Raw genomic sequence first — 14005 nt, 5'->3', positions numbered from 1 at the left:
TCGATCCCGACACCGGAGCGTAACCCCGTGGACCAGCTCGCCCTGCTGTTCGTGCTTCTCCTGGGGGCGGTGGTCACGGTCCCGCTCGGTGACCGGCTGGGCCTGCCCTCGCCGGTGCTGATGACCATGGCCGGTGCCGTCCTCGCGCTCCTGCCGTTCGTTCCCAACGTCGACATCCCGCCCGAGTACATCCTCCCGCTGGTGTTGCCGCCGCTCCTGTACGCGGCGGTGCAGCGGACCTCGTGGCGGCAGTTCACGGCGAACATCCGCCCGATCTTCCTGCTCGCCGTCGCGCTGGTCTTCGCCACCACGGCGGCGGTCGCGGCGGTCGCCCAAGCCGTGGTGCCGGGGATGCCGCTGGCCGCCGCGGTGGTGCTCGGCGCGCTCGTCGCCCCGCCCGACCCGGTCGCCGCGACGGCGGTCGCCGGCAAGCTGGGGCTGCCCCGCCGCATGGTCTCCATCCTGGAGGGCGAGGGGCTGTTCAACGACGTCACCGCGATCGTCCTCTACCACGTCGCCCTCGCCGCGGCGGTCAGCGGCACCTTCTCCGTGCCGGGCGCGGTCGGCTCCCTGGTGCTCTCCGCCGTCGTCGCCCTCGCCGTGGGTCTGGTCATCGGCTGGGTCGCCAACAAGCTGATGGGTGTCCTCGGCGACCCGACCCTCCAGATCGGCCTGACGCTGCTGGTGCCGTTCGTCGCCTACGTCCTCGCCGAGGAGTTCCACGGCTCCGGTGTGCTGGCCGTGCTGACCTGCGCGCTCTTCCTCGCCGAGTACGCGGTGGACGCCGACGACGTGATGGGCCGCCTGGCCGGATACACCTTCTGGGAGATCGTCGACACCCTCGTCACCGGCGTCGCGTTCGGACTGATCGGTCTGGAGCTGCACAACATCGTCGGCGCCGCCTCCGGCCACTGGAGCGAACTGCTGCGGGCCGGTGCCGCCGTCGTCGGTGTGGTCGTCGTCGTCCGGCTGCTGTGGCTGCTGCCCGCCGCCTGGCTGGCGAAGCGGATGCACAAGCGCCGCGACTACGACGAGGACATCCCGATGTCGTGGCGGGAGACGATCATCATGTGGTGGTCGGGGATGCGCGGGGTGGCGTCGGTGGCGCTGGCGCTGGCCATTCCGTACTCCGTGGACGGCGGCGGGGACTTCCCGGCGCGTGAGGAGATCCTCTTCATCGCCTTCGCGGTGGTGCTCACCACCCTCATCGTGCAGGGGCTGACGCTGCCCTGGCTGGTGCGCAAGCTGCGGGTGAAGGCCGACTCGGAGGCCGAGGACGCGCTGGAGCGGGCGCTGGCGCTCCGCGTGATCAAGGCGTCCAAGCACCGCCTCAAGGAGATCCTGGAGGTCGAGGAGCTGCCCGAGGAGATCAGCGAGCAGCTGGCCCGCCGCGCGTACGACATCGGGGCGCGGATCGCGCCGGACATCGTCGACGACGACCGGCGCGAGCACTTCGAGAAGCGCATCACCCGCATGAAGAAGGTGCAGCGCATCCAGAACGAGATGCTGTCCGCCGCGCGCCACGAGGTGCTCGCCGCCCGCAACGAGCCGGGCGCCGACCCGGAGATCGTCGACCGGGTGCTGCGCCAGCTCGACATGCGCAGCCTGCGCAGCACACCGGAGGCGCACGGGTGAGCCACGTGGGGCCCGGTCCGCCGCCGGACCGGGCCCCACGCGCTCAGCGCTCCTCGGCGGTGCGCTGTCTGCCCAGCTCCGGGCCGTGGCCGGCGGGGGCGGGCGCGGTGGTGATCCGCGGCAGCGCGGCGGGGTGTTCGGCCGCCAGCCAGGCGATCAGCCGCTCGCGGACCCGGCAGCGGACCTGCCACAGGGCGTCCGAGTCGCGGGCGGTGACCAGCGCGCGGACCACCAGCGTCGACGGGGTGGTGTCGGTGACCAGCAGGCTCCAGGCGCGACCGTCCCACTCCGGGCACTCCTGGAGGATCCGGTGCAGCTGCTCGCGCATCTCCTCCAGCGGCGCGGTGTGGTCGAGGTGGAGGAAGACCGTGCCGGTCAGCTGGGCGCCGCCGCGTGACCAGTTCTCGAACGGGGTGGCGGTGAAGTACGACACCGGCATGGTGATCCGCCGCTCGTCCCAGGTCCGCACGGTCAGATACGTCAGGGTGATCTCCTCGACCGTGCCCATCTCGCCGTTGACCACGACCGTGTCACCGATGCGGACCATGTCGCCGAAGGCGATCTGGAGTCCGGCGAAGAGGTTGCCCAGCGTGGACTGGGCCGCGACACCGGCGACGATGCCCAGCAGACCGGCCGAGGCCAGGACGGAGGTGCCGACCGTCCGCATCGCCGGGAACGTCAGCAGCATCGCCGCCGCCGCCACGATGATCACGATCGCGCTGACCACCCGCTGGATCAGCGTGATCTGCGTCCGCACCCGCCGCACCCGCGCCGCGTCGTGCGCGTTGGCCGCGTAGCGCGAGTACGACGACTGGACGATCGCCGCCGCGGCGCGCACCGTCAGCCACGCCGACGCGGCGATCAGCACCAGGGTCAGCGTCCGGCCGATGCCCACCTGGTGATCGCGGACCAGGTCGAGGCCGGTCGCGTCGTACGACCCGCGCAGCAGGGCCGCGCAGAGCAGGACCTGCAGCGGTATCCGGCAGCGCCGCAGCGCGCCCCACAGCGGGGTCTCGGGGTGGGCGGCGTCGATCCGGCGCAGTACGCGGTCGGCGAGCCAGCCCAGGACGGCCGTGACGACGACCGAACCGCCGATGACGCTCAGCGGGCGCAGCACGTCCTCCAGGGACACGTCGCATTTCCTCCTCGGCTCGGGTGTCCGTCCGCCGCACCCCGGCGGGCCCGGCGTACGGCATCAGGGCACCGTACGGCACCCGGCGCGCGGTGGCTGTGACGGGGGCCGCGGCCCCGCCTGGCAGGATGGGAGGCTGCCGTTCCGACCCCAGGGAAGTGATGTACGTGCCGCCCACCAGCGAGTCCGCGACCAGCGGTGCCGCGACGATTGTGCTGTTCCACTCGGTGTGCGGGCTGCGTCCCGCGGTGCACGCCGCCGCCGACCGGCTGCGGGCCGCGGGCCATGAGGTGATCGTCCCGGATCTGTTCGACGGGCGGACCGCGGACTCCGTCGGTGACGGTATGGAGATCAAGGAGGAGATCGGCAAGGAGACGCTGCTGCGGCGCGCGGTGACGGCGGCGGCGCCCTACTCCGACCGCGGTCTGGTCTACGCCGGGTTCTCCTTCGGCGGCGCGGTGGCGCAGAACCTGGCGCTCGCCGACGAGAAGGCCCGCGGGCTGCTGCTGATGCACGGCACCTCGGACATCGCCGAGGGCACCGAGGCCGACGACCTGCCGGTCCAGCTGCACGTCGCCGACCCCGACCCGTTCGAGCCGCACGACTGGCAGACCGCCTGGTACCTCCAGATGCGCCGGGCCGGCGCCGACGTCGAGGTCTTCCGCTACCCGGGCGCCGGCCACCTCTTCACCGACCCGGACCTGCCCGACCACGACCCGGAGGCGGCGGAGAGCGCCTGGCGGACGGCGCTGGGCTTCCTGGAAACGCTCTGAACCTCCTGGGCCGGAACGCGGGCGCGGGCCCGGCCGGGCGGTCCCGTTCCGGCCCGGCGCGAAGGCGTGCGGGGCGCACACGCACGCCCTGCACACGCACGCCCCGCACGCCCCTGACTCACCGCACCGGCGCGTCGCTCCGCTCCACCCGCTGCGTCCCCGACCGGGTCCGGTACGAGCGGACCCACGCGCTCGTCGCCTCCGGGTCCCGCTTGTCGGAGACCGCGAAGTAGTCCATCTGCGTCCGCTCCGCGTCGACGTCGAGGACGCCGTAGCCGTGCGCGTCCATGTCCAGCCACTTCACATGGCGGTTGGCGGCGCGGACGGCGGTGGCCGCGGGCAGTGAGAGGGTGCCCGGGGCGACGTGCAGGATGTCGTCGAGGTTGTCCGAGGTGACGGAGGTGACCACGAACTCCGTCGCCACCGGCGCGGTCGCCGGGTACGTCGCCGCCTTCACCGGCACGTCGTTGGCCCACGCCATGTGGATGTCGCCGGTCAGGAAGACGGTGTTGCCGATGCCCCGGTCGCCGAGGTGGCCGAGCAGCTCCCGGCGGTCGTCGGTGTAGCCGTCCCACTGGTCGGTGTTGACGGCGATGCCCTCCTTGGGCAGGCCGAGGAGTTCGGCGAGCGGCCCGAGCAGATGCGCCGGGACGGAGCCGAACGCCACCTGCGAGATCATCACCGAGGTGCCGACCAGCCGCCACGCGGTGTCCGAGCGCTCCAGACCCGCCTTGAGCCAGTCCAGCTGGGCCCGCCCGGTGAGCGTGCGGCCCGGGTCGTCGACCGCGCCGCTGCCCGGCTTCGCCTGCTCGTCGCGGAACGACCGCAGGTCCAGCAGGTGCAGATCGGCGAGGGTGCCGAAGCGCAGCCGGCGGTAGGTGGTCCCGGCGGTCGACGGGCGCACCGGCATCCACTCGAAGTATGCCTGCTTCGCAGCCGCCATCCGGCTCGCCCACGGGCCCTCGGTGTCCGGCTGGTGGTTGACCGCCCCGCCCGACCAGGCGTTGTCGGCGAACTCGTGGTCGTCCCACATCGCGATCACCGGGTGCGCGGCGTGCATCGCCAGTGCGTCCGGGTCGGTCTTGTGGACGCCGTGCCGGACGCGGTAGTCGGCGAGGGTGAGGAGTTCGTGGGCGGGGGAGTGCGGCCGGACGACCTCCTTGAACTCCGGGTACTCGCCGGACTTGTACTCGTAGAGGTAGTCGCCCAGGTGCAGCACCGCGTCCAGATCGGCGCGGGCGGCGAGGTGGCGGTAGGCCGAGAAGTAGCCGGACTCCCAGTTGGCGCAGGAGACCACCCCGAAGCGGACGTGGCCGGCCGCCGCGTCGTGGGCCGGGGCGGTACGGGTGCGGCCCACCGGCGAGGTCCGCCCGTCCGCGGTGAAGCGGTAGAAGTACGCGGTGGCCGGGCGCAGCCCGCGGACGTCCGCCTTGACGGTGTGGTCGCGCGCCGCGGAGGTCCGTACGGTGCCGTGCGCCACGACGCGGGTGAAGCCGCGATCGGCGGCCACCTCCCAGGTGACGTCGGTGGCGGCGCCCCGGCCCGAGCCGGGGACCGCGTCGGGATCGGGCGTCACCCGGGTCCACAGCAGGACACCGTCGGGCAACGGATCACCGGACGCCACACCGTGGCAGAACTCCGGCGCGGGCCCGGTCGCGCCCTTGCCGGCGGCGGACGGTGCCGCGGACGCGGCGGAGGCGGGGGCGGCCGCGGCGAGCGGCAGCAGGGCGGCGGTGGCGGCCGCGGCCGTCATGGCGGTACGGCGCGAGAGCTGGTCATGATCGGTCACGGCCGCTCACCCTACTGGCCGGTACGGGCGGCGGGCAGCCTCCGGGCGCGCCGGAATCGGGAATTCTTTCGCCCGCCGCCTGCCGGACATCTGCCGCGTCCGCTCAGCGCGCGGCGGGGTCCTTCTCGCCCTTCGCGATGCCCGGCGCACCGTCCTTCCCGGCGCTCGGGTCCTTCTCGCCCTTGGCGACACCGGGCCCGCCCTGGGCCGGGCCGAACTCCTTGTCGATCATCTTCTTGAAGTTGGCGTCGGCGAGCTGGTTGTACTGCTCCCGCGTCATCCGCTGCTGCGGTACCGGCGGCAGCTGAAGCTTCTTGTCGCCGTGCAGGAAGGTCGGGGTGCCCTTGACGCCCTTGCGGCCGAACTGCGCGGTCATGTCCATCGCCCAGCGGTCGTAGGTGCCCTTCTTCACCGCCTGTTCGAAGCCCTTGTTGTGCGCCAGCTCCGGCACCTCGGACGCGATCTTGAGGAGGACGGCGTCCTTGGCGAACGCGTCGTCCTGCTCCTCGGGGTGGTTCTTCAGCGAGTACAGCGCCGACTTGTACGTGAGGAACGCCTCCGGGCTGACGTTCAGCGCCGCGCCGAGCGCGCTGAGCGCGTTCTTGGAGCCCTCGCCGCCCTGGGCACCGTCGAGGAAGGTGTACATCGTGAAGCGGACCTTGTACCGCCCGTCCTCGATGTCCTTGCGCAGGGAGGCGCCGGAGGACTGCTCGAACGAGGCGCACATCGGGCAGCGCAGATCCTCGAAGACCTCCAGGGTCTCCTTGGCGCTCTTCTCGCCGATGACGATCTCGGTGCCGTTCTTGCCCTGCGTGTGCGCCGGGGCGACCGGTTTCGCCTCCTTGGCCGCTTCCCACCCGGTCGGCTCGGTCGCCTTCACCACGGCGAACCCGGCGCCGCCCGCGACGACCAGGACGCCCGCCACGACGGCGGCGACGGTCAGCTGACGCCGGACCCGGTCCTTCTTCTTCTGCCGCTCCCGCTCGGCCCGGATCCGCTCACGGGCGGCCGACGGGGTCTTCCGGCTGGTGCCGTTGCTCATCTGTGTCCCGATCCCTCGGTGCTGCGGCTGGCAGTGGCGTCGATGGCGTACGCACCGGGGAACGGCGGGCCGCGGTGCGGCAGGCAGCGGATCAGGAGGAGCGTGGGGGGCATGCCGGGAGTCTGCCATGTCCACGGCAGACTCCCGGGTCAAGATTTGGCATCGGGCGGCGGGCGCGCGCCCGCCGCCCGGAGCCCTACTTCAGGCCCTCACCGACGATGCGGTTGAAGTCGTCCGGGGTGGACGGGGCGACCTTGCCCGGACCGCTCTGGATCCCGATGACCTTGCCGTCCAGCTTCACCGTCGGGGTGTTCTTGACGTCCTCGTGCGAGTTGAACTCGACGGACATCTCCAGTGCCCAGCGGTCGTAGACGCCCGCCTTCACGGCCTTCTCGAAGTCCTTGTCGCCCTTCAGCGCGGGCACCGTGTCGGCGACCTTGAGCAGGTAGTTGTCGTCGGCGAACTTGTCCGGACCCATCTCGTCCGGGTGGAACTCCTTGGAGTACAGCGCTTCCTTGTACGCCAGGAACGCGTCCGGGCTGACGTTCAGCGCCGCGCCGAGCGCGCTGAGCGCGTTCTTGGAGCCGGTGCCCTTGAGGTTGGCGTCCAGGAAGGTCGCCAGGTGGAACCGCGCCTTGTACTTGCCGTCCTTGATGTCCTTCTGGACGATCTCGCCGACGTTCTGCTCGAAGTTGGCGCAGCCGGGGCAGCGCGGGTCCTCGAACAGCTCCAGGGTGTGCTTGGTGTCCGCCTTGCCGATGACGAGGGTGGTGCCCTTGTCACCGCTGGTGTGCGCGGGCTTGACCAGCTTGGCCTTGGACGCCTTGGCCCACGCCTTGCTGTCGCCGGCCATGTCGCTGACGGTGGCGGTCGCGGAGTTGGTGTCGCCGCCACCGGACTTGGCGACCATGACGCCGATACCGCCGGCGATCGCCAGCACCGCGACGATCGCGCCGCCGACGGTCAGCTGCCGCCGCATCTTGTCCTTCTTCGCCTGCCGCTCACGCTCGGCACGCAGCCGCTCGCGCGCCGCCTGCTTGTTGGCCTGGGTGTTGCGATTGCTCATGACATGTCTCCGGGGAAATCCGTGGGAAGGGTGTGCGGTGCGTACGTGACGCGTACGCACCCGGGAAGCGGGGCGGTACGCGGGCTGCGGCCCGGAAGGGCTCAGGCAGCGGGCACGCAGGGCGGTCCACGGCGGACGACGGAGTGCACCAGCAGCGGCGGGCGGGGCGCGGGCGGACCCCCGGCGCCCCGGCGGACGGCCGGCCGCTGCGGGGCGGGCACCCGCACACACAGCGCGACGGCGGCCAGCAGCGGCCGGAACGCGAAGTGGGCGACCGCGCCGAGCAGCTGCGCCAGCGCCGCCTCGCCGCGGCGCAGCCAGGCGGCGGCCACCAGCCCGACCAGCAGATGCGCGAGCAGCAGCAGCCACCCGGACCCGGCGGGGACGGCGAGCAGCGGCCCGGCGCCCCGCCCGGAGAACTGCGCCAGCGGGGTGCCGACGTCACCGCCGCCGCAGAGCAGATCGATGCCCAGAGTGTGCAGCGGACCGGTCACCGGGCCGCCGGAGAGGCCGTAGCAGGCGTGCTGGCCGTAGCTGAAGACCGCGTCGGCGGCCAGCTCCAGCGGCAGCAGCAGGGCGGCGATCCGTCCGAAGCTCCGCTCGCTGCCGGCCAGCGCGTAGGCGAGGGCGAAGACCCCGCCCGAGACGACGGCGACGGTGGTCAGCGGCAGCGGCATCCGCGTCAGCAGCACATGGGACGCCGCGGACAGCGCCACGCACAGCGCTGTGAAAAGCGCCGCACGCACCGCCCGCAGGTGTGCCGCCGAGATGTCCATTGCCAGCGAGTGTGCCATGAACCCGCGCGCGTGGTCCCCGAGGGTGCGGGGCGGACGCCGTCCCCGGTGGCCGGGGGCCGGTTTCCGCAGCGTGCGGGCAGCTTGCGGGGCGGTGCGGCGGCCGCTGGGACGGGCGCCCGCGGCCGCGCCGTGAGCCGTCCGCCGCCCGTCCGCGGGGGCCGGACGGGCGGGCACGCGCCCCCGCGTCACGGGTCGCGGCGGAGCCGCGTTGTCGGTGCCGGGCCGTAGACTCCGAAGCTGCCCACACCTTCCGCGGTGCGGCGCCGAGGGCGCCGCCCGTAGCTCGTCGTGCCCCCGTCCGCCGCCCTTCTCCGGAGGTCTCCCGCCGTGACCAAGCCGCCCTTCACGCACCTGCACGTCCACACCCAGTACTCGCTGCTGGACGGTGCCGCGCGGCTCAAGGACATGTTCGCCGCGTGCAACGAGATGGGCATGACGCACATCGCCATGTCCGACCACGGCAACCTCCACGGCGCGTACGACTTCTTCCACTCCGCGCAGAAGGCCGGGGTCACGCCGATCATCGGCATCGAAGCGTACGTCGCCCCCGAGTCGCGGCGGCTCAAGCGCAAGGTGCAGTGGGGCCAGCCGCACCAGAAGCGCGACGACGTCTCCGGCTCCGGCGGTTACACCCACAAGACCATCTGGGCGGCGAACAAGACCGGGCTGCACAACCTCTTCCGCCTCTCCTCGGACGCCTACGCCGAGGGCTGGCTCCAGAAGTGGCCGCGGATGGACAAGGAGACCATCGCCCAGTGGTCCGAGGGCCTGATCGCCTCCACCGGCTGCCCCTCCGGCGAGCTCCAGACCCGCCTGCGGCTGGGCCAGTACGAGGAGGCCAGAAAGGCGGCGGGCGAGTACCAGGACATCTTCGGCAAGGACCGGTACTTCCTGGAGCTGATGGACCACGGCATCGACATCGAGCGCCGGGTCCGCGAGGACCTCCTCAAGATCGGCAAGGAGCTGGGCATCCCGCCGCTGGTCACCAACGACTCGCACTACACCTACGCGCACGAGGCCACCGCCCACGACGCGCTGCTGTGCATCCAGACCGGCAAGAACCTCTCCGACCCCGACCGCTTCCGCTTCGACGGCACCGGCTACTACCTCAAGTCCACCGACGAGATGTACGCCATCGACTCCTCGGACGCCTGGCAGGAGGGCTGCCGCAACACGCGCCTGATCGCCGACCAGATCGACACCACCGGCATGTTCGAAAAGCGCGATCTGATGCCGAAGTTCGACATCCCCGAGGGCTACACCGAGGTCACCTGGTTCCAGGAAGAGGTCCGGCGCGGTATGGCCCGCCGCTTCCCCGGAGGCATCCCGGACGACCGCCAGAAGCAGGCGGAGTACGAGATGGACATCATCATCCAGATGGGGTTCCCCGGGTACTTCCTCGTCGTCGCCGACTTCATCATGTGGGCGAAGAACAACGGCATCGCGGTGGGCCCCGGCCGAGGCTCCGCGGCCGGTTCGATCGTCGCGTACGCCATGGGCATCACCGACCTCGACCCGATCGAGCACGGGCTGATCTTCGAGCGGTTCCTCAACCCCGAGCGCGTCTCCATGCCCGATGTCGACATCGACTTCGACGAGCGCAGGCGCGTCGAGGTGATCAGGTACGTCACGGAGAAGTACGGCGCCGACAAGGTCGCCATGATCGGCACCTACGGCAAGATCAAGGCGAAGAACGCCATCAAGGACTCCGCCCGCGTCCTGGGCTACCCGTACGCGATGGGTGACCGCCTCACCAAGGCGATGCCCGCCGACGTCCTCGGCAAGGGCATCGACCTCGACGGCATCACCAACCCCAAGCACCCCCGCTACAGCGAGGCGGGCGAGATCCGGGGGATGTACGAGAACGAGCCGGACGTCAAGAAGGTCATCGACACCGCCAAGGGCGTCGAGGGCCTGGTCCGGCAGATGGGCGTGCACGCCGCGGGCGTGATCATGTCCAGCGAGCCGATCGTCGACCACGCCCCGGTCTGGGTGCGCCACACCGACGGCGTCACCATCACACAGTGGGACTACCCCCAGTGCGAGTCGCTGGGCCTGCTCAAGATGGACTTCCTGGGCCTGCGCAACCTCACCATCATGGACGACGCCCGCAAGATGGTGGAGGCCAACAAGGGCATCAAGCTGGACCTCCTGGAGATCCCGCTGGACGACCCCAAGACCTACGAACTCCTCTGCCGCGGTGACACGCTCGGCGTCTTCCAGTTCGACGGCGGTCCGATGCGGTCGCTGCTGCGCCAGATGCAGCCCGACAACTTCGAGGACATCTCCGCCGTCTCGGCCCTGTACCGTCCGGGCCCGATGGGCATGAACTCCCACACCAACTACGCCGAGCGCAAGAACGGCCGGCAGGAGATCACGCCGATCCACCCGGAGCTGGAGGAGCCGCTCAAGGAGGTCCTGGGCCTGACCTACGGCCTCATCGTCTACCAGGAGCAGGTCCAGAAGGCCGCCCAGATCGTCGCCGGGTACTCGCTCGGCGAGGCCGACATCCTCCGCCGCGTGATGGGCAAGAAGAAGCCCGAGGAGCTGGAGAAGAACTTCGTCCTCTTCCAGGCGGGCGCCAAGAAGAACGGCTTCAGCGACCAGGCGATCCAGGCGCTGTGGGACGTCCTGGTCCCGTTCGCCGGCTACGCCTTCAACAAGGCGCACTCCTCCGCGTACGGCCTGGTCACCTACTGGACGGCCTACCTCAAGGCCAACTACCCGGCCGAGTACATGTCCGCGCTGCTCACCTCGGTCCGCGACGACAAGGACAAGTCGGCGGTCTACCTCAACGAGTGCCGGCGCATGGGCATCAAGGTGCTGCCGCCGAACGTCAACGAATCGCTGGCCAACTTCGCGGCCCAGGGCGACGACGTGATCCTCTTCGGCCTCACCGCGGTCCGTAACGTCGGCCAGAACGTCGTCGATTCGATCATCCGGTGCCGCAAGGCCAAGGGGAAGTACACCTCGTTCCCCGACTACCTCGACAAGGTCGACGCGGTCGTCTGCAACAAGCGCACCACCGAATCGCTGATCAAGGCGGGCGCGTTCGACGAGATGGGCCACACCCGCAAGGGCCTCACCGCGCAGTACGAGCCGATGATCGACAACGTCGTGCAGGTCAAGCGCAAGGAGGCCGAGGGGCAGTTCGACCTCTTCGGCGGCATGGGCGACGACGGCGGTGACGACGGCCCCGGCTTCGGCCTCGACGTCGAGTTCTCCGACGTCGAGTGGGACAAGACGTACCTGCTCGCCCAGGAGCGCGAGATGCTCGGCCTGTACGTCTCCGACCACCCGCTCTTCGGTCTTGAGCACGTCCTCTCCGACAAGGCGGACGCCGCGATCTCCCAGCTGACCGGCGGCGACTACTCCGACGGCTCGATCGTCACCATCGGCGGCATCATCTCCGGCCTCCAGCGGAAGATGACCAAGCAGGGCAACGCCTGGGCCATCGCCACCGTCGAGGACCTGGCGGGCTCCCTGGACTGCATGTTCTTCCCCGCCACCTACCAGCTCGTCTCCACCCAGCTCGTCGAGGACGCGGTGGTCTTCGTCAAGGGACGGCTCGACAAGCGTGAGGACGTACCGCGGCTGGTCGCCATGGAGATGATGGTCCCCGACCTCTCGGAGGCCGGCGCCAACGCCCCCGTGACGATCACCATCCCGACGCTGAAGGTCACCCCGCCGCTGGTGGAGAAGCTCGGCGAGGTGCTGACCAGCCACCGCGGCTCCACCGAGGTACGGATCAAGCTCCAGGGCACCCGCAAGACCACGGTCCTCCGCCTCGACCGGCACCGCGTCACGCCCGACCCGTCGCTCTTCGGCGATCTGAAGGTGCTGCTCGGTCCGTCCTGCCTGGCCGGCTGAGTCCGTACCGCACACCTTCGAGGGGCGCGCCCGTTGCGGGCGCGCCCCTCGACTTCCCCCGGACGGACGTCCGTTGACCTCCGCCCGCGGCGGCGCTCACCGCGCCGCGTCACCTGTGTTCCGGATCAGTTGTGCCCGAAGCGCCGCTGGTGCTTGCGTGCCACGTCCGCCGGGCTGCCCTGCGCCGTGTGCTGCTGCGAGTGCTGGATCGCCTCGATCGTCGACTTCTGCGCTTCCTCGCGGCCCTGCTGGGCCGGGCCGCCCCGCTGCTGCTTACTTCGGTCCTTCTTGTGCTTGGCCATGACCGTGCCTCCTGAGGGGGATCCTGTGATCGGGCCGTGACCAGACTTACACGCGGGATGAATCCCTGCATTTCCGGCAATTACCATGAGTGAGAAGGGGATCCGCGCGCCCCGCCCGCCGCGTTCGCCCGCGGATCCGGCCAATCCGCCACGCCGAAGATCCAGTTCCGGCAGTTAACCCCCGTACGGTCGGGCAGACTCGATGGAAAGCCGAAGGAAACTCGCACCGGGGGGCGATCGGACTTCAGCACCTCCAGGGAAGAGGGTGGATCGTGGATCGCTGCGTCGTCCTGGTGGACGCCGGTTACCTGCTCGGAGCCGCCGCCAGCCTGCTTGCCGGAGAGCCCGCCAGGTCCCGGATCACCGTCGATCACGCGGCCCTGATCCAGGGGCTGCGCCGCCGCGCCGAGGCCGACACCGAGCGGCCGCTGCTGCGGATCTACTGGTTCGACGGCGCCCCCGACCGCGTCCCGCAGCCCGAGCACCGCCGGCTGCGCGTGATGCCCCGCGTCACCGTCCGGCTCGGCGCCCTGACCCGCAGCGACGGCCGCTGGGCACAGAAGGGCGTGGACGCCGCCATGCACGCCGAGCTGACCGAGCTGGCCCGTAACCGCGCCTGTTCCGACATCGTCCTGGTCACCGGCGACGGCGATCTGCTGCCCGGCCTGATGTCCGCCAAGGAACACGGCGTCGCCGTCCACCTCTGGGCCGTCCAGGCGGCCGACGGCGACTACAACCAGTCCGAGGACCTGGTCGCCGAGGCCGACGAACGCCGCGTCCTGGACCGGGCCTGGATCACCCGCGCCGTCCGCGCCAAGGAGCTGGGCGGCCCCTGCGCGCCGCCGCCCGCGCCCCGCCCGGAGATCGCCGCGATCCTCTCCGCGCCGCTGCCCGAGTCAGCGGTGGCCGCGGCGGCCGCCGCCGCGTCCCCCGCCCGCACCGACAGCGACCGCCCCGACACCGGCGGTGCGGCGCCCGCGCCCGCCCGGAACGGCGGCCGCGACACCGCCTCCGACACCAACGGCTCGCCCGCCGCCAAGGTCGTCCCCACCCCCAAGGACCTCGCCGGTCTCGGCCGCGCCCACGGCACCGCCCCCGCCTCCTCGGGGCCCCAGCAGCCCGCCCCCAGCGCCACGCTGCGCTGGTCGTCCGACCGCGGCTGGGTCGAGCGCGGCGGCCCCGCGGGCGAGCCCTCCGAGACCGCCTCGCTGCCCACCCTCGCCCAGCTCACCAGCGCCGAGCAGCGCTGGGCCGACCGCGAGGAGGACATCACCGCCGTCAGCGGCGACCCGTTCGAGGTCGGCCAGGTCTTCGCCCGCCGTTGGACCGAACGCCTCTCGGACACCGTCCACCTCCAGCAGCTCTCCACCGAGTACCCGCGCATCCCGCACCGCATCGACGGTGAACTGCTGCGTTACGCCGCCCGCTTCGGCCTCCTCGCCCACAAGGACGACCAGATCGACGAGCACGACCGGTACGCCATCCGCGCCGGCTTCTGGCGCGAGGTGGACGTACGCACCGCAGCCGGGCACGTCCCCGCCGCCGACTGACCGCGCCGCGCCCGCCGCCCCGCGGGCCGGGAGCGGTCCGCGGGCGCGT

At 71.4% G+C, this 14005-nt stretch carries 10 protein-coding genes; 4 read left to right on the top strand and 6 right to left on the bottom strand.

Translation table 11 applies throughout. The features are described 5' to 3' along the window. The first annotated feature begins 27 nt into the window (after positions 1-27). Entirely contained in the window at positions 28-1635 is a 1608-nt protein-coding gene (locus ACZ4M8_RS01040; RefSeq protein ID WP_467602240.1) for a Na+/H+ antiporter, read from the top strand. A gap of 43 nt (positions 1636-1678) precedes the next feature. Here the strand turns inward: ACZ4M8_RS01040 and ACZ4M8_RS01035 are convergent, their stop codons facing one another. Continuing rightward, positions 1679-2761, bottom strand: a complete 1083-nt coding sequence (locus ACZ4M8_RS01035) for a mechanosensitive ion channel family protein (protein ID WP_467603419.1) — start codon at positions 2759-2761, stop codon at positions 1679-1681. Between the two features lie 173 nt (positions 2762-2934). Here ACZ4M8_RS01035 and ACZ4M8_RS01030 point away from each other — a divergent pair, with 173 nt between their 5' ends. After that, positions 2935-3540 carry a dienelactone hydrolase family protein gene (locus tag ACZ4M8_RS01030; RefSeq protein ID WP_467602238.1) on the top strand — a complete coding sequence of 202 codons (606 nt, stop codon included), beginning with the start codon at positions 2935-2937 and terminating at the stop codon, positions 3538-3540. 118 nt (positions 3541-3658) lie between these two features. On the opposite strand, the gene ACZ4M8_RS01025 is transcribed toward ACZ4M8_RS01030, so the two are convergent. The 4 genes from ACZ4M8_RS01025 to ACZ4M8_RS01010 all read right to left on the bottom strand — a co-directional run bounded on the left by ACZ4M8_RS01025 (position 3659) and on the right by ACZ4M8_RS01010 (position 8213). Continuing rightward, positions 3659-5293: an alkaline phosphatase D family protein gene (locus ACZ4M8_RS01025; RefSeq protein WP_467603418.1), complete on the bottom strand. Its 1635-nt coding sequence runs from the start codon at positions 5291-5293 to the stop codon at positions 3659-3661. A 139-nt stretch (positions 5294-5432) separates the two neighbouring features. After that, positions 5433-6371 carry a thioredoxin domain-containing protein gene (locus tag ACZ4M8_RS01020; protein WP_467602236.1) on the bottom strand — a complete coding sequence of 313 codons (939 nt, stop codon included), beginning with the start codon at positions 6369-6371 and terminating at the stop codon, positions 5433-5435. Between the two features lie 196 nt (positions 6372-6567). Beyond that, positions 6568-7437: a thioredoxin domain-containing protein gene (locus tag ACZ4M8_RS01015; protein WP_467602234.1), complete on the bottom strand. Its 870-nt coding sequence runs from the start codon at positions 7435-7437 to the stop codon at positions 6568-6570. A gap of 101 nt (positions 7438-7538) precedes the next feature. Then, positions 7539-8213: a hypothetical protein gene (locus ACZ4M8_RS01010; RefSeq protein ID WP_467602232.1), complete on the bottom strand. Its 675-nt coding sequence runs from the start codon at positions 8211-8213 to the stop codon at positions 7539-7541. 348 nt (positions 8214-8561) lie between these two features. On the opposite strand from ACZ4M8_RS01010, the gene dnaE reads away from it, so the two are divergent. After that, positions 8562-12104, top strand: a complete 3543-nt coding sequence (dnaE, locus tag ACZ4M8_RS01005; protein ID WP_467602230.1) for a DNA polymerase III subunit alpha — start codon at positions 8562-8564, stop codon at positions 12102-12104. Between the two features lie 125 nt (positions 12105-12229). Here dnaE and ACZ4M8_RS01000 read toward each other — a convergent pair whose 3' ends face one another. After that, positions 12230-12406 carry a hypothetical protein gene (locus ACZ4M8_RS01000; protein WP_399092390.1) on the bottom strand — a complete coding sequence of 59 codons (177 nt, stop codon included), beginning with the start codon at positions 12404-12406 and terminating at the stop codon, positions 12230-12232. A 272-nt stretch (positions 12407-12678) separates the two neighbouring features. Between ACZ4M8_RS01000 and ACZ4M8_RS00995 the strand changes: the two genes are divergently transcribed. Next, positions 12679-13956: an NYN domain-containing protein gene (locus ACZ4M8_RS00995; RefSeq protein ID WP_467602228.1), complete on the top strand. Its 1278-nt coding sequence runs from the start codon at positions 12679-12681 to the stop codon at positions 13954-13956. The last annotated feature ends 49 nt before the right edge of the window (positions 13957-14005 follow it).

This window comes from Streptomyces sp. NPDC027185 (assembly GCF_055567035.1).
Note: the sequence above shows the minus strand (reverse complement) of the source record. Positions and strands in the feature narration are given on the sequence as shown.